Genomic DNA, 20,919 nt, shown 5'->3' on the forward strand with positions numbered 1-20,919 from the left:
CTGTCAACTGTCAACTGTCAACTGTCAACTGTCAACTGTCAACTGTCAACTGTTTAATTTACCTTAACAGGCGAAACACTTACATTAGGATTTTTAACTCTTCTTAAAAGTTCTTGTCTGGCTTGTTCGGGATTTTGCCCTTTTGGGACTTGATATAATAATCTACAGGAACCGTCTTGAGGATTAGCTGCACAAATAATTAGTTGACCGCTGGAAGATGCACCTGCTGTGACAATATTGTCCCAGCTTCCTTGGGGTTGCGAGTTGTTGAGAATTCCCGAGACTCGGGTGCAGCGAGTAATGGCGTCTTCTCCTGATTCATTGAAATAGTTATCAGCTACCCATAGAATAACGGGAATATTTTTGCCTTGTTGGACAGCAATTGTGGCCGGGCGGCCACCAGCAGCGCCACAGAAAAATGACGGAGTTTGGGCAAAAGCCTGACTGTTTGCTAAAATCGGAGCTGCAAGGGCAATAATTGACACACTAAAAGCTGACTTTAAAAGCCGAAATTTCATGGGCGGTAATAAGCTTTTTCATTTATGGTTACTAATACTCTAAAAAGTTAGACTTCTGCTTGCCGGGAAGATTAGGCATTTAGGGAAAAAAATAAAATTTATTCTGTAAAGTTTTGCCGTTAGCGAAGCCCGCCCCCTACGGGGGCTACGCCAACGGAGACGATCGCCCATACTGCCATTATTCAGACCAAAACCCACGGAAAATCCCTGGCTGACAAACGTTGTGGCACAAAATAGGTGCAGCCGCAGGGGATCAGGCGCGAAGGTATAGGGTAAAGGTAAGGTTTTTAGCCGTTTTTTGTTGAGCCTTGCCCTTCCTGAGTCCGCCCCCCTAAACTGAAACCTGTGTTAGCATCAATAAAAATCTTCTCTTTAATAATCAACAATGGGCAATGTTCTGGTGCTGAATGCCTCCTACGAACCGCTCAACATCACCAATTGGCGAAGAGCGGTAGTTTTGTTGCTGAAAGGAAAAGCAGAACAGGTAGAACATAACGGGAAATTTATTGCGCCAAACTTCCCGCTACCAACTGTGATTCGACTGCGGCATTACGTCCGAGTTCCCTATAAGGATATTCCGCTTACCCGCCGGAACATCTTGCACCGGGACGCCCACTCTTGTCAATACTGTGGCTATACCGGGGACGATTTGACCCTGGATCACGTGATTCCTCGATCGCGCGGGGGAGGCGAAAGTTGGGAAAACCTCGCTACGGCGTGCGTGCGCTGCAATGTCAATAAAGGCAGTCGCACCCCGAAAGAAGCGGGAATGCTGCTGCGCTATCCGCCCAGGAAACCTCACAGCGGTCTTTATTTTGAAGTGACTAGACACGTTAAGAGTGGTATGCACCAAGAATGGCAAAAATATGTAATCGGCCTTTGAAACCCCCTGTCGCAAGAAAGCGCGGGGGTTTTTTGCGGAAGTTTTGAGTTGTAGGCGTGGGGCCATGAGTGCGCCGGGCCAATAGTTTTGAGTTGAAAAGTTAAATAGTTAAAGACTCTTAACTCCGGTTTCTCTTCGGAAATATTCGGTTTGACAGCGCGGTATCTACAAAGAAACCGGGTTTAATTGCTTTTGGCGCGCAAATACTGAAAAAATTAGATTGTGTATTTTTAACAATGAAAGACCACCAGCCTACCAATTCAGATGAAGTATCTGACAACCACGAAGCTGAGGTTGTACCATCCGCGAGTGTACCTGGGAAACGGCGCAGCAAAGCCGAAGTTGCTTCGGAAGACAATCGCGCCAGTCTCCGCGGAGAATTACTCGATCGCAAAGTTGAGCAATTGCGCCAAATGTTCGATCGGCACAGAGGCGATCGCCAGTTAATATTATTGCAAGATTTTCCCGACCCTGACGCACTTTCGAGCGCTTGGGCTTACAAATTAATCGCCGAACAGTACGATATTCAATGCGAGATTATCTACGCCGGCGCCCTCAGCCACCAAGAAAATATTGCCTTAGTTAAATTGACCGGGTTACCGTTGCAGCGGTGGACGCTGGAAACGACAAAAACGAAGGATTTGTCGGCGTATCAGGGTTGCGTTTTCATCGACAACCAAGGCACGACTTGTAACTTAACCGAGTTTATTTTAGGGGCGGGAGTTGCGATCGCAGCAGTAATCGACCACCACAGTTTGCAGGGGGAAATGAACGCAGAATTTACCGATTTGCGTCCGGATATCCGCGCTACAGCCACGATTTTTACCGAGTATTTGCAGGCTGGAATGGTGGCTTTTGACGGTAGTGTCAGCCAGCACGTCAAGTGTGCTACGGCTTTGATGCACGGTTTGCGATCGGATACCAATGCCCTCAGACAAGCACAGGAGGAGGAATTCTTAGCTGCGGCTTATTTGAGCCGATTTTATGACCCGCAGTTGCTGAATGCGGTGTTACAGTCGTCTCGTTCTAAATGGGTGATGGATGCGATCGAGCGATCGCTCAAACACCGCATCGTCCAGAACAATTTCTCGATCGCGGGCATCGGCTACCTCCGCTATGACGATCGGGATTCCATTCCCCAAGCAGCGGACTTTTTAGTAACAGAAGAGAACGTACATACAGCCGTTGTCTACGCAATTGTGCACGACAAAGACGAAGAAATCGAAGTAGTAATCGGATCGCTGCGAACGAATAAACTGACTCTAGACCCCGACGAATTTATTAAAGAAGCCTTCGGTCAAGATGCTCAAGGACGCTTTTTTGGCGGTGGAAGAAGTCAAGCGGGCGGTTTTGAAATTCCGGTAGGATTTCTTTCGGGTGGAAATGAGAATAGCGATTATGCAAGGCACAAATGGGAAGTATTCGATTCTCAAATTAAGCAAAAATTAATGAGTTTAATTAGTCCTACCGATAATCCAGTTTACGATCGTTAAAGTTTGTATAGCCTTTCTCTCCAAGAGTAAGGTACGTTGTTGGGAAGAGAGCCCTCTTGTGGTGATGGTACACTCAACTTGCGGACGCACCAAAAACTCCAATAAAAGTCATACTTCGTCTTTTTGAGAAGGTACGTTGTTGGGAAGAGAGCCCTCTTTTGGTGATTGTATACTCAACTTGCCGACGCACCAAAAACTCCAATAAAAGTCATACTTCGTCTTTTTGAGAAGGTACGTTGTTGGGAAGAGAGCCCTCTTTTGGTGATGATATAGCCTTTCTCAAAAAGATGAGGTATAACTGACAACTTATATAACCACTAAACTCAGAGGGCTGAAGCCCAACAACATACCTCATCTTTGTGATAACCGCTATACACTCAACTTGCGGACGCACCAAAAACTCCAATAACAATCATACTTCGTCTTTTTGAGAAGGTACGTTGTTGGGAAGAGAGCCCTCTTGTGGTGATGGTACACTCAACTTGCGGACGCACCAAAAACTCCAATAACAATCATACTTCGTCTTTTTGAGAAAGATGAAGTATATCTAATCCTGGGTAATTGGTAATTGCTGTTGATAGTTCCTATAAACTTTCTGAGATTTGTGGAAGTAAAGACGATCTCCGGGCGTGTGTGCGATCGCAATCATATCGTCGTACCATAATTTGTGATACGCGATCTTTATGAGAACCGTTATAGGATAAGCCAGAAAAAAAGGGGGTTGCCATAGATTTTTGGCGGCCTCTCATATTTTGCCAGAGAAATTATCTCTTGGTTACTAAATTTAGCGTCAATATCGACTAAATGAATAAATAGTTATATACGATATATAGCCTTTCTCAAAAAGGTGGGGTATGACTGACAACTTATAGAACCGCTTAAACGTATAGGGCTCTCTTCCCAACAACGTCCGCGAATATGAGAGCTAGATCCGCTATAGGTTTTACTAACTTCCGCAGCCACGAAGGCAAAGACAGAATTTGGATCAAAAGTACGATCGCACAGGAGTCGATCGGCTTCTAGATGCAAATAAAGTGGAGTCATCACAGAAATACGTAGGGGAAAACACATAAGTATCCGTAGCAGAAGTAAGAAGAAACAGGCAAGAAGCAATAACCACTAACCAATAAAAACAAACGTTTCAGCAATTAATAAAGTTTTCAGCGTTTTGGCGATCGCTATAAGTATCGAACCATTATTGAAATTTGATGTAAGTAAATCTACTGCCGATAAATGGCTTACGAGTGAAAAAATAGATAAGCATAATGGCCAATGACTTAGCAAGGTAAATCTGACAAAATTGTATCAAAGACAACAATTTGATAATTAAATTAGTAAAAGTTTTAAATCCCATCAGGTTTTAGATAGCTTGCTAACTTAATTTCAAATAGTGCAAAAACCCAAAGGCTTGTAATAAACACATCCTGAAATTCTTGAGTCTTTTGTGGGTACTCTAAAAAATATCTTTGTGTTAAAGGGTAACTAACTTGCGGCAAAACCATTGCAGAATAATGGTTTTACGCAATAGTTGCTCTTTTTGTTTTTTAAATTGCATATATATTATCAATTGATGCAATTCAAAAGTATGTGGAATATACTGAAGGTTCTTACCAAAGAAAGGGGTAGGTTAAATATAAAAAACAATACATCCGCCATCAAAGACAATGAATATTCTTGAGACAAGCGATCAAAATAATGGTTCTAATTTTTCGGAAATTACTGTTGCTAGCTATGTAAATGCCATAAACTTAATTCCACAAGTAAAACCAAAAAAAGAACTACTACTTATAGATGGAAATGTAGATAATTATCAGAGTCTCGCCAGCGGAGCCAGACCGGGAACAGAAGTATTTATCTTAGATTCAGCGCGGGATGGAGTAGAACAAATTAGCGAAGTTTTAGCCAGCCGGAGTGATATTAAAAGCGTTCATATTGTTTCTCACGGGGGTTCTGGAAACTTGCAATTGGGTGCAACAAGACTCAACTCTGAGACACTAAATACCTATAGCGAACAGTTGCAACAGTGGGGAAACTCACTTACTTACTACTAATGCCGATATTCTGATTTACGGCTGCGATGTGGCGGCTGGCGAATTAGGCGAAAACTTCGTAAACAAAATAGGCTATTTAACTGGTGCTGATATTGCAGCTTCAACAGATTTGACGGGCAGCGCACTACTGGGCGGCAACTGGAATTTAGAGAAATTAACAGGAGCGATCGAATCTCCCTTAGCTTTTCAAGTAGATGCGATCGCGGATTATCAGTCCACGCTAGCGGTTGACTGCCAGCCAAACGTTATTTATGCGATCGCCAACGGTAACGTCTTAATTACCAGTGTCAACACCGGAGGCAGCATAACCCTACCGACACCAACTCCCGATGCTGACTTAGCAGTCACAAAAACTGACGGGCAGACTACTGCAACACCAGGCACTCTTCTGAGTTATACAGTTACTGTTACAAACAACAGTTCCTGCTACATAAAAGGTATATCCTTTACCGATAACCTTCCTGCTAGCTTGACGGGAGTCACTTGGACTGCTTCGCTTTCAGGTGTAGGTGCTTTCCCGACTGCTGCGGATCGATCGGGTTCGGGCAACAACATCAATACGAAACTGGATCTAGATGCTGGATCGACTGCTACCTATATTGTTACTGGTACTGTTGCTAATAGCGCGATCGACACTACGATTAGCAACACAGCTACGGCAACTCCGCCAGAAGGTATCGTCGATAAGATCGTTAGCAACAACAACAGTGCGACTGACTTAACTGCTGTTGCTGCGAACCAACCTCCTGTTACAGCTAGCCCCAGCACTACAGTCAATCCTGGTAGCACCGTCCCTGTAACCGGATTGGGTGCTACAGATGCTGACGGGACGATCGCATCTTACACCGTCAACACGCTACCGCCAGCAGCCCAAGGCGTCTTATTTCTAGGAGATCCGGCAACAGGTGGAGTGGCAGTCATAGCAGGTCAAACCCTGACTCCGGCTCAAATTAGTCAGTTATTCTTCAAATCGACAGGCACATTCAACGGCGCTAATTTTACTTACAGCGCTACCGATGACAAAGGTGCTACCAGCCCTGCAACCGCGACACTCGGTGCGATCGCATTACCAGCACCTCTAGGGCGCCGGTACAGTAGAATATTTTGACAAAAAGAACGAAATATGTATTATGTAGGGCGAAGGATGAGGGTGACAGTAGATCGCGATCGCCAACCATTAATACTGAACCGACACCCTAGTTGGAGGGGAGGGAAACGACAAAGCTTTCGGAGGAAAAGGCAGCGATTTGGTATATGGCGAGCTCGGTTCCGACACCCTCTACGGTGGCGAAGATGGAGACACCATCGTCGGCGATTACGGCAACCCGATGGCTGATACTTCTAACGAAGGAGACTTAATATTTGGCGATCGAGGTGCGGATTTAATCGCTGGTGGCAATGGCAACGATACCGTATATGGCGGTAAAGGTAACGACAAAGCTTACGGTGGCAAAGACAACGACCTGATCTGGGGCGAAATAGGTTCCGATACTTTGATCGGCGATAGCGGTAACGATATCCTGTACGGCGGTACGACAGATTCGTTGGTGCGAGATACACAAGGACGCGACTTGCTATTTGGTGGTGGTGGCAACGACTTCCTCAACGGAGATGAAGCGAATGACACTATTAGTGGCGGCAAAGACGACGATACCCTACGCGGTGGCAAGGATGATGACATTATTCACGGTGATGCAGGCAATGACTTGATGTTCGGTGATAATGGTAATGATATGCTCTGTGGCAATGATGGCAACGATACGATTTTTGGAGATAACAAAGGTATCTCTGTTGCTGTCGGTGCGATCGGTCAGCAAGATTGTATTGATGGCGGTGCTGGCGATGATTGGATCAACGGTAATGAAGGACAAGATACGCTCGCTGGCGGTGAAGGTAACGATACTTTAATCGGTGGTAAAGATAACGATTTACTCACCGGTGGTATGGGTGATGATTGGTTGATTGGCGATATGGGTGACGATACTCTGATTGGAGGTATTGGCAGCGATCGCTTTGTGTTAAACCCCGGCAGTGGCGCGGATACGATTGTTAATTTTGAGGTTGGTTCGGATAAATTTGTCATCACAGGTGGTTTGAATTTGTCGCAGTTACAAATCAGCCAAAGTGCTAACACTACCTTCCTGAAATTTGCCAGCACTGGGGAAGTCTTGGCGACGGTAATTGGAGCAAATAACTTGATTTCTCAATCAGATTTCCTTCTGGTTTAGATTGCACTCGGGATTTAGGCACGCAGGCTGAATAAGCCGAGTTTTTCAACCGATATCTAAGGTACGTTGTTGCGCTTTAGCGCTCTATTAGTCTAGAATAGAGCGCTAAAGCGCAACAACGTACCTTTAACGTACTTTTGAAGTAAACCTGACGACAGCGCAGGATTGTAAGGCAGTTGTACAATGGGGCGAAAATGCGATCGCACCCAATTTCAAAGGAAGTACGTAGGCGTAAGCCGGGGCGTAGCCATCGCACAACTATCAAAAAGGACAGCCAAGCGTGCATCTCTACCTAGTCCGTCACGGCATCGCAGCGGAACCCGAAGAATATGATACAGACGAGGAACGGCCCCTAACTAAAGAGGGCGATCGTAAAACCCGAAAAATCGCTCAGCGGCTGTACGAGCTCGAAATTCAGTTCGATCTGATTCTTTCCAGTCCCCTACTACGCGCCACACAAACCGCCCAAATCCTGCTGTCAGCGGGTCTGAGTTCCAAAATAGAAGAATCCCTCCCCCTCGCACCTTCAGGAGACATCGGGGACTGGCTGAGGTGGTACAAGCAGTGGCAGGAAACAGGGAACCGCAGCTTGGCCCTGGTGGGGCACCAACCAGATTTGGGCAATTGGGCTGAAACTTTGCTTTGGGGGCGATCGCACGACACCCTCATTCTCAAAAAAGCAGGTATCATCGGTTTAATTCTCCCCGAAACAGGTTCCCCAGTCGGCCGCAGCCAAATGTTCTGGCTGACTGGGCCCAAGTTTTTGCTCTGCTAGAAACGGCGAATCGCCCTCTTAAACCCAGATTTTCGGGCGCAGAAAGCGGGTGGGAGGGGCGAAAATATCTAGCGGCGCGATTGATAACTTCGTTGAAAAATCCCGTTTCTGAGCGCCGGAGTGCCTGAGTCGCGATCGAATTATTATTGGTCAAGACGGTGACACGATCTTGCTTTCTGCTAATGTAATTTGATTAGATTCAACTCACACAACACGGTATCGCAATGGTCGTCGGCGAATTCAAACCAGGTTTAGAAGGTGTTCCCGCCACCTTGTCCAGTATTAGTTACGTAGATGGACAAAAAGGGGTGCTGGAATATCGCGGGATTAGCATCGAGGAACTAGCACTCAAAAGTTCCTTTGTCGAAACGTCATATTTATTAATCTGGGGTGTACTTCCAACAAAGGAAGAACTAGAAGCTTTCGAGCATGAAATTCGCTATCACCGCCGGATCAAATATCGCATCCGCGACATGATGAAATGCTTTCCCGAAAGAGGACATCCCATGGATGCCCTGCAAGCTTCAGCAGCGGCTTTAGGTTTATTTTACTCGCGCCGAGCTCTGGCTAACCCAGCATATATTCGAGAAGCTGTAGTGCGGCTGCTAGCTAAGATTCCCACAATGGTAGCAGCGTTCCAGCAAATGCGGCGAGGTAATGACCCCGTGCGGCCGAGGGATGACTTGAACTACTCGGCTAACTTTCTTTATATGCTAAACGAGCGAGAACCAGATCCGCTGTTAGCTAATATTTTTGACGTTTGTCTGACTCTGCACGCCGAACATACTATCAATGCCTCTACATTTTCGGCAATGGTAACAGCTTCGACGCTAACAGATCCTTACGGGGTGATTGCTTCAGCAGTTGGCACTTTGGCGGGGCCGCTGCACGGGGGAGCGAATGAAGAAGTGATTGAGATGTTGGAGCAAATTGGTTCTGTAGCAAACGTGCGGCCTTTTGTCGAGAAGTGCGTTGAAAATAAGGACAAAATCATGGGCTTCGGACACCGAGTTTATAAGGTGAAAGATCCGAGAGCAACTATTCTCCAAGGGTTAGCGGAACAGTTGTTTGACAACTTTGGTCGCGATGATTATTACGACATTGCTGTCAAGTTGGAAGAAGTCGTTGAAGAGAAATTGGCTCACAAAGGAATTTATGCTAATGTAGATTTCTATTCTGGTCTGGTTTACCGGAAAATGGGAATTCCGACGGACTTGTTTACACCAGTTTTTGCGATCGCCCGAGTTGCCGGTTGGCTGGCCCACTGGAAGGAACAGCTAGAGACAAACCGCATTTACCGTCCGACTCAAATCTATACGGGTACTCACGGTGAGCCTTATATTGCGATCGAGGACAGGCTCCCATCTTAAAGCATAATTATCAAGTGCGATGTCGATAAATGGCGATCGTCCTGGTGAATGTATGCGCGATCTTATGTCCGGTGGCTCGATCGCAAAAACAGTTCGTAGTGCGGACTTCAGTCCGCAGCATTATGCGGACTGAAGTCCGCACTACGAACCTTACTTATTGCGGTCGATCGATCGGACATGATATGAAGTATTGAATCAAAAACCGCTTCCACGTTGCGAGTCAGGAAGAAATCTCAGTCTGCCAACAACTGCCGTGCTGGGTTTCACCCCTCTTGTATTTTATGCTGTTCGTTGACGATAATAGTAAGAAATGACGATTTTCAGGAACTCCGGTCCTCAGGCTTGCGGGTCTGAGGTTTTTTATGGGAATATTACGAATAGCTTTCGGTAGGGTACTCAGTGGGAATCCTGCTTGTATTTACGCTTTGCTTGTATAGTATTTGGTAGAAAGCGAACATAACATCTATGGCTTATAGCAACAGCGAAACTGAGGGCAAATCTTTCTACCAATCCGAACCCTTAATCGCCCGGTTAAGAGGGATTATCCGAGATTATCCCGAAGGCGTTGGCATTATCAAAGAGTTGATCCAAAATGCTGACGATGCTAAAGCAACGCGGGTAGAAATTACTCTGGATTGGCGGCAGCATCAGCCTAAACAATTGCCTGACGATCGCATGATACAGCTCATGGGGCCGGCGATGCTAGTCTACAACGATCGCGTTTTTACAGATAAAGACTTTGACAGCATCCGCAGCCTGGGACAAAGTAAAAAAGCGCGAGACTTGCAGAAAACTGGTAGATTTGGCGTCGGGTTTAATGCCATATATCACGTTACAGATTATCCCAGTTTCGTTTCGCGCGATCGCATTATTTTTTTTGACCCCCACGGCGCAGCTATCCCCGGCACTTCCAGACAAGAACCCGGGCGCGAGTGGAATTTAGCAAACACTAAATGGTACGAAAAATATCCCGATTTTATGCAAGTCTACGCAGCGGGAGGATTGCCATTAGGAGAGACAAATTTTCAAGGCACTTTGTTTCGCTTGCCTTTAAGAACCGCAGAACACGCGAAAAATAGCGAAATTCGCAAACAAGCTTTCACCGAATCCAACATCAAAGAACTGCTAGACGAACTGATTAATTCAGGTGAAGAGTTACTGCTATTTTTGAAATCTGTTCAGGAAATTAGAGTTTACGAAATTCCCGCCAACAGTCAAGAAACTAGGCAAGAAATTCTCGCAATTGTTACCCAGAACCAGCAAGAAGTACGAGAAGCACGCCAACAACTCCTCGATGCAATTCCCGATACACCAGACAAATTGCTGGAATTGTGCCACCATAATCCAGCAGGTTTAGTATCAGTTTCATACCGCCACGACATAGAAACAATTAGCCGGAATCGAAATACCAAATCAAATTGGAGAACAGTCAGTTTAATTCGGACAGACGAAGGCGGGGAGTTGGCAAAAGTCATACAAGCAATGTACGAAAGCCAAGAAAAAGTATTGCCTTGGGCGGGCGCTGCTGCGAGAATTAATGCTGTGAGTACCGAGGGAAATCCTCAACCTGTCAACGGAAAAGTTTACTGTTTTTTGCCGCTTCCCCTCGAAACCGGGCTACCTATTCACATTAATGGTTTTTTCAACTTAAATAGTTCGCGCGACAACCTCAGCAGCGACAGCGGACAAACTGGAAAAGATAGACCGAGAGCTATTTGGAACCATCTACTCGCACAGCACGTTTTGTCCCACGCTTATGCTAATTTAATTGTTGATTTAGTGCAAGATATCGGCCGGTATCAGCCAGAGGAATTTTACAAGTTTTGGCCTGTTGGCAAAATTACTGTCAGCAAAGCTCTCGAAGAACTGCACCGCTGTGTCATACAGTTATTGTATCAGAGATTAGTTGTGCGATCGGCTGTAGAACACACTGTAACTGAACGTCAATTCAGCGGGGTAGCGATGTCACAAACAAAATGGGTGACACCTCCGACAGTTAAAAATTTACCCTCGAAAAAGTGGTGGGACGAATTATTACCAGCAATGCGCGCCGACAATATCGACATTCCCGAACCGCCATTACCAGAGTCGATTTTGGCAGCTTTTAAAGATGCAGGTTTGCCATTACAAACATTCACTCCGGCTAATCTGCGCCAGCACTTAACTGAAAACAAACAGCTAGGTGTGCCGTTGCAAGATGCACCGAAACCCAGCCTGCAAAATAGACAGTGGATTGCGAATATGCTGCGCTATTGCATCAGCGACAATCATCGAGATTTGCGCGGTTTGCCGCTAGCTATTCTCGCGAATAATACTTTACAAGTATTTGGTTACAACCCGATAGGCACTATTTACTTTTCCGAGGATACATCAAGGCAGATATTTGCCAATCATCTAGAATGGTTTTTGCACCGAGATTTAACTAATGTAGTGCCTCGACATAACATGATTGGTGTGTCAGAAATGAATGCTACAGAAGTAGCTAAAAAATTGATTCATGTCATTAGTTCAACGCAGTCAGAATGCGATTGGCAAGCTGATGCACTACATCCACCAAATACAGACTGGTTGACTCTCGTATACAATTATTTTTCTAATATCTCGCCTAGATATCTGTCGTCAGAAACAGTCGAGGAATTAAAGAAGGTTCCGCTGGTTCCGGGAAATGATGGTAAGCTCCACAAAGGAGGAACTGCGGGAACTCCTTTGTTGTGCGGTGATAATATTGCAGCGGAAATCATCGAGGCTGTACAGTATTTTGGGGTGACGCTTGTCCGAGCACCGGCAAAACTTGAAAGTGCGATCGCCCAATTTGCCCAAAGACACAAAAATCTGTTAGTCTATTTTCTGACAGGCCCAGATGTCCTAGACACGGTATCTTCGCGGTGCGATCGAGGTTTGCCACCCTACCACCAACAGCATTATACATCTCTCCTCAACTTCCTAGCAGCTTCAGAACCAACAAATTACGACCAAGATAGCCTCCACAAGCTGCGTCAACTTCCAATTTACCCCACAACTTCCCACGAAATCGTTTCCCTCAACGATGAAAATGTCTACCTTCCGGGCGGCGGATACGAACCGCCGGAAATTGCAGGTACGTTGAGGCTTTTACGGACAGAAAAAAACCAAGAATGGCTGCGACTGTTCCAATTTTTGCAAGTTCCGGTACTCAATCGTGCTAGACTGATTCGCGAGTGTTTGTTACCTGAGTATGCCTCATTAGCGCCGGAAGAACAATTAATCGCGCTGGCGTGGATTCGAGAGCATCTCACTGAAGCTTATAAAGAACTAGAAAAGGCAGGAGAGGATGCTTTTTCATTCAAAGAAGAGCTGAAAAAGGCGCGTTTGGTACGCTGTAGCGATCGCAGATTGCGCTCTGTCGAACTAATTTACAATCCCGAAAGTCAAGTAATCCGCAACATTCTCGGAAATTTAGCAGCTATTCCAGATATGGAATTTTACTCGCAGGATTATCCACTGTGGCTCGAATTCTTTGAGAATTTGGGAATGCGAAAAACCTTGAGTGCAGATGACATTGTAGTTTGTGTTGACAATCTAATTCAAACTGCGAATCGTTCAGGTGCAGGCGCAGTAACCGATGCTTCGATTGCGGTTTTTAACTATATCATTGATAATTGGGATGCACTAAAATATACCTCAATTGGAAACACCAACAAAACACTGGCTGAAACACTCGCAGATAAACCTTGGCTTCCTGTTGAGCAAAATCCTCAAAAGTTAAGCCAATATCCCGCCGCTGCGATACCTGAACCGAGGTTGTATCGCGCTAAAGATGTCTGTTTCATTCAAGATGTTTGGTTAGTTGCAAGCCAAAAATTCGTATTTGCACGCCCTCAGCGGGATTTGCTGAAACCCGAAATCAAAACAGCACTTGGTTTTATGCCTGTAGATACAAGTACAGTTATTGACCACTTTGATACATTAATAAAAACTTGGGAAAATGACAGTTGAAATCACAATATCCGACGATTTAAACGCACAAATACAATCAGTCAAGGCAATTTACAAATATCTTGATGAGACTTTCATCAAAGGCAGTATTTCCAGCGAACAACGCCAGCAAATTCAACAGCGATTTGCTGGGCGTCAATGTCTGTGGGATGATTCTAGGGGCAAGTTTTGGCGGCCGAAACACGCTTTTTTGGATGACGTGCCTTTTTTCGGGAACCGCCGCACAACGATAGATGTTTCTCATCCATTTTCCGAAGTCTATCAGCTTTTAGGACAAGGGCGATCGCCCGTTGTGCAAGATTACCTAGATTTTCTCGAAGAATTAGCAGCCGAATACAGCAATACGCCGTTAAACGCAGCAGACAAAAACTATGCAATCGAGGTAATCAGTCGCCTAGAATCTCAACAGTCATTAGAAGGCCGTCCAGTTAAAAATCCACCGATTCTTACTGCAAACAACACACTTGCTCCCGCCTGTCAAGTTCTCATCCCGGACGCACCTTGGCGCAAAGATTATATTGACTCCAATCAGATACTGCACCAGCAAATCTCCCCAAAGTTTGCCAAATTAGCCGGAAGTCTTTCTTTATTAAAAGATGTGATTGAACGTCCGGCGGCAGTCAAAAATGCCTTAAATGCTCAAAGTAATGATTGGTGTCGGGAATGGCAAAAAACTCTCAATTCTCCGGAATTAATCTCTGGTTTAAAGCGGCTGATTTTTCACGAGTATGACTCTGAACCAATCCTCGATATCGTCTGGATTGCTAAAGCTCAAGTTTTGCCAGCCAGTCAAATAGATGTAGATTTATTCTGGAAGGGTGAAACAAAAATCGCTTCAGCTATACCGGGAACTCAATACTTTGACGAGTTCAAGAAAATATTTCATATTATCAGCAGCGGTAGCAGATACATTATGCTATGCTATTTAGCAGAAAGTATTAACGCTCAACTCGGCGAATATGCAGTGCAAAATCTGCTCCCGTTAGCAAGTATTCTGGATGCTGAGCCGCATCATATTAATGGTTTGCTCAACGAGTTGCGAATTCGGTCTTTACCGGGCGATTTGTCTCCCGTCACCGCAGCTAATTCGGAAATTAAATCCCCTCCAAGTTCCAGCGGCGATAAAAAGGGCGATAGTTCAATTTATTGGGGCGCTTTTTGAGCGAAAATAATCAGCATTATCGGCTAAGGAAGGTGCTTGTGGCGCACCCTACCAGCCTCTATTATTCAGTCCCTCTGAGCTCGGACATTGTTTGTGTAGACGCGGTTTCAACCGCCGAGTCTACACGGTTTAAATCGCCGATTCTAAATCGATTCAGTTACACCGATTGAGTTACATGATGGCGGCTAGTCAACTTATCCAATTGATTCACCAACAAACTCAGGAACAATCCCACATCGGTGACAACTCCAGTAGATTCGATCGACCCCCGATCGCTCAATTTCGTCACCACAGCCGGATTAATGTCCACACAGACCATCTTTACACCCGCCGGCGTCATATTTCCCACACCGATCGAATGCAGCATAGACGACAGCATTAACACCATATCCGCGCCCCGTAACAGCTCAGTATACTCTTCTTGAGCCTTCACCAAATCCATTTGCGTGTCGGGAAGCGGCCCGTCATCGCGGATCGAACCAGCCAGCGAAAACGGTATATTATGCTTCACGCACTCGTACATTACACCGCTAGTAATCACGCCTGCTTCCACGGTTTTAGCAATACTGCCATAACGGCGCACAGTGTTAATCATTTTCAAGTGGTGGCGGTGTCCGCCGCGCACAGCTACGCCGCGTTTCATGTCAACTCCCAAAGAAGTTCCCATGCTAGATTGTTCCATGTCGTGAACTGCGATCGCATTTCCACCTAACAATGCTTGTACGTAACCTTCGCGGATCAAATGCGCTAAATGTTCGCCGCCGCCGGTGTGAATCACCACAGGCCCCGCCGTCACCACAACTTTACCGCCCCGATCGCGAATTTGGCGCAATTCCCACGCTACTTGTTCCACTACCAATTCTACCCGGCGCTCGCTAGAAACGCTACCGGACATAAAGCTAAATTCTTGAGAATTGCGCTGTTCCCGCGATTCTGTTTTGCGGATAGTACGGATACCAACCACATCAACAACGACTTTTTCACCTATTTTTAAATCGCGCAACAATTTGCACGTAGCCACCGGGCCTTCTGCGGTTTCAGTAATTGCAACTGCACCATCCATCCGCTGATTTCGCGCTTTCACCCACTGACCGTTTACCCGCACTTCTGTAGGATAAATGGTACTAACGTAAAAGTCGTCTGGGCCGACACCATCTTGCACGACATCTTCTAAAATAGCGTCGCAAATCTCTTGCGGCGGTGGCACTGCACCCAAGTCAATCAGCAATCCCATGATTTCTTCCATCACATCGTGGGAAGGTGCCGAAACTTTCACATCCGCGGATGATGTGCTTTGGCGCTGTTCTCCTAAATTGAAATTGAGCACTTGGAAACTGCCACCGTTTTCGATAATTAAGTCTAAAGCGCGGCTGATTAAACCGGCATCAAGCAGGTGACCTTCCATGCGAATGGCACGGCTTTCTACCATCACGTTTGCCGATCGATCTTCTTGCACAGGTTCATTCACCCGCAGCGTCAAACACTTACAGGCGCCGCCCGCTTTCAAAAATTCGCTCATCGGCGTTTCAATGACTTTGAAGCCCGCTTGAGTGATGCGCGTTTTCAAGCCTTCGCTCACCTTGTTCATTACCACAACTTTGTCAATATTGACAGCATTGCAAGCAAAATTAGCGGCATCTGCTTCTTCGATCGCAATCCGTTTTTCCGGCGCTACTCGCATTTCAATTAAGCGGTTCGAGTAAGAGTCAAATGCTGCTGGATAGTAGAGCAAATATCCGCCTGTGAGCGGACAAAAACAGGTGTCTAGGTGATAGAAACGTTCGTCTACTAAACGCAGCGACAGCACTTCAATGTTCAGCCAGTTTGCTAGCAACGGATGCGAGTCGAGTTCGGAACGGAAGCCGTATCCTGCCCACAACCAGCGTCCTTCGCGATCGAGCAAAGCGTCACCAGCACCCTCAAACGGCAAGTCTTTCGGGAGTTCGTGCACGGTGAAACCTTGGTTTTCAAACCATGCTTTGAAATAGGGTTCTTCGCCTTGGCGTTCCTTGTGATAGAAGCGGCTGAGGACAAAAGTATTGCCTAAAAGTAAGCCAGCGTTGGCGGTGAACACCATATCCGGCCAGCCTTTTTCGGGCGGTACCAGGTCTACAACGGCGTTGTCTTTCAACACGTGGTAAAGTTTCTCCCACTGTTCGACGGCGCGATCGCGCGATGATTTGTGTACGTTACCCTCCATCCAAGGGTTAATCACGTAATCTACATCGTAGTGGTCGGGAGCGCACATCAGGAAGCGAATTGAGTCGGTCATAATTCAGTTAAAATGTGGTAGATGCTACAGACTTAAGTTGAGATAGTATGTATGAAATCAACTGTAAAATTCACTCCCAAGAGAAAGAGTGCAACGTCTAGCAGCGAAAAAAGTAGCCTTTAATTATATCACAGTTAGGTTAAAATCAAACTCAGCCACAGACGGTTTGCATGAAATATCGGATAAAATTTCAGGTTTTGACATTATTTTCGGTAAATTAGCCTTCATAAAAGGTTCGTAGTGAGGACTAAAGTCCTTCTTTCTGAGGGGAGCATCTCATTTTTGCAAAAAGCATTTTTTCTTTCAGTGCGAGCGTCCCGCTCGCGTGCTTTATAAAGCACGCGAGCGGGGACAGCACTACAAATGCAAAACTGAGATGCTCCCGAAAGAAGGACTTTAGTCCTCACTACAAACCTATTTTACTTTCAACTTTTTTTGCGAAATCGGTAGTTCGATCGCAAATTCTGTACCTCGGTCAACTTCTGAATGACACCACAAATTACCGCCGTGGCGGTCTTTCACAATTTGGTAACTAATCGACAATCCCAAACCAGTGCCACTGCCGATCGGCTTTGTACTAAAAAATGGGTCAAACATCCTTGACTGAACCTCAGGACAGATACCGGGCCCGCTGTCAGCAATCCGCACGCACACTTGATTTTCGCTGCTGACTTCCGTAATAATGCGAATCTGATTAACTTTGTCATTACAGGCTGCTGATGACTCTTCCACAGCATCGATCGCATTTGACAGCAAATTCATAAATACCTGATTTAATTGCGCCGGATAACACTCAACATTGGGCAGTTCGCCGTAATTTTTAACAACTTGAATTTCCCGACGTTTTGGCTGTGACAGCAATCGATGCTGCAAAATCACCAAAGTGCTCTCTATCCCTTCATGAATATCGATTACTTTGCGCTCTTTTTCATCGAGTCTCGAAAAGTTTCGCAAGGACAACACGATCTGCTTAATTCTGTTAGCACCTGCTTGCATTGAAGCCAGCACTCTGGGGAAATCCTCAGCGATAAAATCCACTTCTATTTCTGCCAATCTTTCGGCAATTTCTGGCACTGGTTCGGGATAATTTTGCTGGTAAAGCTGGATCAATTTTACCAAATCGTTAGCGTACTGTGCGGCGGGAATAATATTGCCGTAGATGAAGCTGACGGGGTTATTAATTTCATGGGCAACTCCCGCCACCATTTGCCCAATACTTGACATCTTTGCGGCTTGAATCAGTTGTGATTGAGCATTTTTTAAGTATTCCAGAGTTTGTTCTAACTGTTGGGCTTTTTCTCGTTCTCGCTGTTCGCTATTTCGCAAACTTGCTTCGGCTTGTTTGCGATCGCTAATATCGATATGCGTGCCCGTCATCCGCAAAGGATTTCCCGAATCATCACGTTCCATCACCTTAGCTTGAGCCAAAATCCACTTCCATTCACCGATTTTTGTCAGCATCCGAAATTCTGCTTCGTAGGTCGGTTTTTTGCCTACCAGATGAGCATTTATCGCTGCTGTAGCCAGAGGCAAATCATCTGGATGTACAAGTCTTTCCCAGGCTGCATAACTATTTTCTATTTCCTCTACTTCATATCCCAGCATCGTCTTCCACCGTGAATTCAAATAGACTTCTCCCGTGGCAAGATTCCAATCCCACAATCCCGTCGCACTGGCTTCAAATGCCAGGTAAAAACGTTCTTCGCTAATTTGCAGCGCTGCTTCCGCTTCTTTGCGATCGGTGATATCCATTACTGTTCCAAACAGTTTAATTACTTCTAGGGATTTGTTAAAAATAGCTTCTCCCCTTGTTTCGAGGTATCTAATTTGACCGCTGGGATGCAAAATTCGCAACTCTTTTTTGTAGGAAGTTCCCTGTGAGATACCAAGGCTGACAGTTTGTTGAAACAACTCTCTGTCCTCTGGATGATACATCTGTAAAAGTTCGATATATGTCGGTTCAGGTGCGGCTGAGTCCAGACCAAAAATGCGGAATACTTCTTCCGACCAAATATTTTTATTGGTGACGAGATCGAATTCCCAATTGCCGATATGGGCAATTTTCTGGGCTGCTGCTAGACTAGCTTCGCTTTGTTGCAATTTAAGTCGCTGCTCTTTATCTTGTTCCAGAAGATTGGCTTGAGCGATCGCAATTCCCATTTGTGCAGCGACAGCTTTCAATAATCTGATCTCATTTTGCGTCCAGTGGCGGGGCTCATCGTACTGGTGCAAGCACATCATTCCGTTGGGTTTTCCCTGGTAGGAAGTGCGGATGGCTATCATCGACTTCAAACCTATTTGACGGCACAAATCAGTAACATTTTCCAGCAGCGGTTCAGCAAAAACATCGTCAGAAACTACAGGTTTATCTTGAGACAACACCAACTGAGCGTGAGGATTTCCCAGGACGGGAATTTCTACTACATCGCACAGCGTTGCTGATTCAGATTTCCTGTACTGAGTCATACAATAGATGCGGGGCAGTGGGTGTTCTTTGTAGGTGTGAATCAAGCAAGAATCGGCATTAAAAACTCGACCTATTTGAGCAGCCGCTGTTTGATAAACTTGGTCTTGCTTTAAGCTGTAGCGAATTTCGAGAGTAATTGTTTCTAGCAGAAATCTTTGCTTGATTTGCCGCTCCAAAGCAGACAAAGCTGTTTTAAGATCGAATTCTGCTTGTTTGCGATCGCTAATTTCAGTAGCAGTTCCCAGAATTTTCCAAGGTTTGCCCTCCACCGTCCTTGAAAACACCGTATCCCGGCTAAAAAACCAGCGAAATTCACCATTTTTGTGTTCTATTCGGTATTCAAACTCAAAGCTTTCACCATCTTTTGATGTCTGAATCCTCCTCATATGTTCTGAGAATGCTGGCAAATCGTCAGGGTGTATTAAGTTAGGAAGAAATGCTGCTGGCATTTGCTGTATTTCTTCCAGCGAGTAGCCAAGATCGATATATAGTTCGCGATTGAGATACAGAATTCGCTGTTCTATCACATCGTAAACGTACAAAACATTAGGATTCATTTTAATTACTGCCGACAGCCATTGCTGACTTTCTCGCAGTTGTGCTTCGACCCGCTTGCGTTCTTCTATTTCTGCTTCCAGCCGCGCATTTTGTGCTACTACTTGCCGAGAAAGCCTGCTCAGATGCATTTGACTTTCGACGCGAGCGACCAATTCTTCTATTTGAAATGGTTTAGTAATGTAGTCTATAGCTCCCAGCGAAAAAGCTTTAACTTTATCAAAAGTTTCATTTAAAGAGCTGATAAAAATTACAGGAATATCTTTGGTTTCAGGAGCAGCTTTTAGCTGTTTGCAGACTTGATAGCCATCTATACCGGGCATCATAATGTCCAGCAAAATTAAATCCGGTGGAGTCGATCGCGCAAACTTAAGGGCTAATTTTCCATCTAGTGTTGGCCGCACTTGATATCCCCGCTCGGACAACAACTTGGATAAAAGACGCAAGCTTTCTGGGTGGTCGTCAACAATTAAAATGTTTTGTTTTAAGCCAGATATTTCAGATTTTTTTGTTGTTATTTTGGCGTATTTTTGGTCAATTTTATTCACGATAACCCCTCAGAGTCTTAGGAATATCTACGCAGCTTTTCTATCTATAGCGTTTACTATTTTGTTTTCATATGATAATTTTGCTGCGTAATATAGTGTGTATTAATCAAATTGTAAGAATCATTAAAGCGCAAGTGCTTATAGGTAGAACTATGAGCTTGCGGCAACAATAAAATTGGGTAGATGTTGATTTATGGCGCGAATTTGAGCAGTATAAGTTTCTATCAGCTCCGCATCCTGTTTATCAATCGCTGGTCATTCTATTTTAGATTGGAGATTTCGGGATCAGACGTTCGATCAGGGAAATCGTCCAACGATTTTAGATTTACAAGGGTAGATGAATCTGGGAGATTGAACTTTTATCTAAAATTTTGGAATGCTCGTGACAGAAGAATGTGAGACGGTATCCGTTTTTGGACAGGAGTCAATGAGTGGCTGTATGCGATGCTTTTATTAGCTATGGCAGCATAAATCAGACACACAGCTTCCCTTTTGTGCTATGCCAGTGGCACTGTCCGATCGCCTGCCAACATAGCGCACCCCTTAATTTGTATTCAGTCTATCAAAAATGTCTGCATCTTTAATTCTTTGTTTCAGCAAATTATTGCAGGCGATCGAGAAA

14 protein-coding genes and 1 pseudogene are annotated in these 20,919 nt (G+C 45.2%); 12 read left to right on the forward strand and 3 right to left on the reverse strand.

Annotation, left to right across the window (positions count from 1 at the left end; translation table 11 throughout):
• Positions 1-53: 53 nt before the first annotated feature.
• Positions 54-518: a COP23 domain-containing protein gene (locus tag JGK14_RS01805; RefSeq protein ID WP_293185661.1), complete on the reverse strand. Its 465-nt coding sequence runs from the start codon at positions 516-518 to the stop codon at positions 54-56.
• A 385-nt stretch (positions 519-903) separates the two neighbouring features.
• On the opposite strand from JGK14_RS01805, the gene JGK14_RS01810 reads away from it, so the two are divergent.
• The 11 genes and pseudogenes from JGK14_RS01810 (at position 904) to JGK14_RS01860 (ending at position 14,455) form a co-directional block, all read left to right on the forward strand.
• Positions 904-1,401, forward strand: coding sequence for an HNH endonuclease (locus JGK14_RS01810; protein ID WP_293148535.1), 498 nt, complete (start codon positions 904-906; stop codon positions 1,399-1,401).
• A gap of 236 nt (positions 1,402-1,637) precedes the next feature.
• On the forward strand, positions 1,638-2,894 hold the full coding sequence (locus JGK14_RS01815) for a DHH family phosphoesterase (protein ID WP_293213176.1): 1,257 nt from the start codon (positions 1,638-1,640) through the stop codon (positions 2,892-2,894).
• A 1,664-nt stretch (positions 2,895-4,558) separates the two neighbouring features.
• Complete coding sequence (locus JGK14_RS01820) at positions 4,559-4,945, forward strand: DUF4347 domain-containing protein (RefSeq protein WP_293213178.1); 387 nt, start codon at positions 4,559-4,561, stop codon at positions 4,943-4,945.
• 28 nt (positions 4,946-4,973) lie between these two features.
• Positions 4,974-6,053, forward strand: a complete 1,080-nt coding sequence (locus JGK14_RS01825) for a DUF4347 domain-containing protein (RefSeq protein WP_293213180.1) — start codon at positions 4,974-4,976, stop codon at positions 6,051-6,053.
• A gap of 94 nt (positions 6,054-6,147) precedes the next feature.
• A pseudogene (locus tag JGK14_RS01830) lies at positions 6,148-6,213 on the forward strand (hypothetical protein); the annotation flags it as partial.
• Between the two features lie 60 nt (positions 6,214-6,273).
• Positions 6,274-7,173, forward strand: a complete 900-nt coding sequence (locus tag JGK14_RS01835) for a calcium-binding protein (protein ID WP_293186335.1) — start codon at positions 6,274-6,276, stop codon at positions 7,171-7,173.
• Positions 7,174-7,453: 280 nt separating this feature from the next.
• Positions 7,454-7,948, forward strand: coding sequence for a phosphohistidine phosphatase SixA (gene sixA / locus JGK14_RS01840; protein WP_293186333.1), 495 nt, complete (start codon positions 7,454-7,456; stop codon positions 7,946-7,948).
• 224 nt (positions 7,949-8,172) lie between these two features.
• A complete protein-coding gene (locus JGK14_RS01845) occupies positions 8,173-9,318 on the forward strand; it encodes a citrate synthase (protein WP_293190127.1) in 1,146 nt (381 codons plus the stop codon).
• Positions 9,319-9,347: 29 nt separating this feature from the next.
• Positions 9,348-9,512 carry a hypothetical protein gene (locus tag JGK14_RS01850; protein ID WP_293190126.1) on the forward strand — a complete coding sequence of 55 codons (165 nt, stop codon included), beginning with the start codon at positions 9,348-9,350 and terminating at the stop codon, positions 9,510-9,512.
• 271 nt (positions 9,513-9,783) lie between these two features.
• On the forward strand, positions 9,784-13,293 hold the full coding sequence (locus JGK14_RS01855; protein WP_325314709.1) for a sacsin N-terminal ATP-binding-like domain-containing protein: 3,510 nt from the start codon (positions 9,784-9,786) through the stop codon (positions 13,291-13,293).
• Positions 13,283-14,455, forward strand: a complete 1,173-nt coding sequence (locus tag JGK14_RS01860) for a hypothetical protein (protein WP_293190124.1) — start codon at positions 13,283-13,285, stop codon at positions 14,453-14,455. Before JGK14_RS01855 ends, JGK14_RS01860 begins: the two co-directional genes overlap by 11 nt.
• A 157-nt stretch (positions 14,456-14,612) precedes the next feature.
• Here JGK14_RS01860 and argZ read toward each other — a convergent pair whose 3' ends face one another.
• A complete protein-coding gene (argZ, locus tag JGK14_RS01865) occupies positions 14,613-16,727 on the reverse strand; it encodes a bifunctional arginine dihydrolase/ornithine cyclodeaminase (RefSeq protein WP_293213184.1) in 2,115 nt (704 codons plus the stop codon).
• A gap of 88 nt (positions 16,728-16,815) precedes the next feature.
• Between argZ and JGK14_RS01870 the strand changes: the two genes are divergently transcribed.
• Entirely contained in the window at positions 16,816-16,968 is a 153-nt protein-coding gene (locus tag JGK14_RS01870) for a hypothetical protein (protein ID WP_293241403.1), read from the forward strand.
• Positions 16,969-17,141: 173 nt separating this feature from the next.
• On the opposite strand, the gene JGK14_RS01875 is transcribed toward JGK14_RS01870, so the two are convergent.
• Positions 17,142-20,297, reverse strand: a complete 3,156-nt coding sequence (locus JGK14_RS01875) for a PAS domain-containing protein (protein ID WP_293207318.1) — start codon at positions 20,295-20,297, stop codon at positions 17,142-17,144.
• Positions 20,298-20,919: the final 622 nt, after the last annotated feature.

This window comes from Microcoleus sp. PH2017_28_MFU_U_A (genome assembly GCF_020738035.1).
Taxonomy (GTDB): domain Bacteria; phylum Cyanobacteriota; class Cyanobacteriia; order Cyanobacteriales; family Microcoleaceae; genus Microcoleus.

Bases quoted from the DNA above. Each gene is read 5' to 3' on its own strand.
- JGK14_RS01810 (WP_293148535.1), top strand. From the start codon at position 904: ATGGGCAATGTTCTGGTGCTGAATGCCTCCTACGAACCGCTCAACATC.
- JGK14_RS01820 (WP_293213178.1), top strand. From the start codon at position 4,559: ATGAATATTCTTGAGACAAGCGATCAAAATAATGGTTCTAATTTTTCG.
- JGK14_RS01850 (WP_293190126.1), top strand. From the start codon at position 9,348: ATGGCGATCGTCCTGGTGAATGTATGCGCGATCTTATGTCCGGTGGCT.
- JGK14_RS01815 (WP_293213176.1), top strand. From the start codon at position 1,638: ATGAAAGACCACCAGCCTACCAATTCAGATGAAGTATCTGACAACCAC.
- JGK14_RS01835 (WP_293186335.1), top strand. From the start codon at position 6,274: ATGGCTGATACTTCTAACGAAGGAGACTTAATATTTGGCGATCGAGGT.
- JGK14_RS01855 (WP_325314709.1), top strand. From the start codon at position 9,784: ATGGCTTATAGCAACAGCGAAACTGAGGGCAAATCTTTCTACCAATCC.
- argZ (WP_293213184.1), bottom strand. From the start codon at position 16,727: ATGACCGACTCAATTCGCTTCCTGATGTGCGCTCCCGACCACTACGAT.
- JGK14_RS01805 (WP_293185661.1), bottom strand. From the start codon at position 518: ATGAAATTTCGGCTTTTAAAGTCAGCTTTTAGTGTGTCAATTATTGCC.
- JGK14_RS01845 (WP_293190127.1), top strand. From the start codon at position 8,173: ATGGTCGTCGGCGAATTCAAACCAGGTTTAGAAGGTGTTCCCGCCACC.
- JGK14_RS01860 (WP_293190124.1), top strand. From the start codon at position 13,283: ATGACAGTTGAAATCACAATATCCGACGATTTAAACGCACAAATACAA.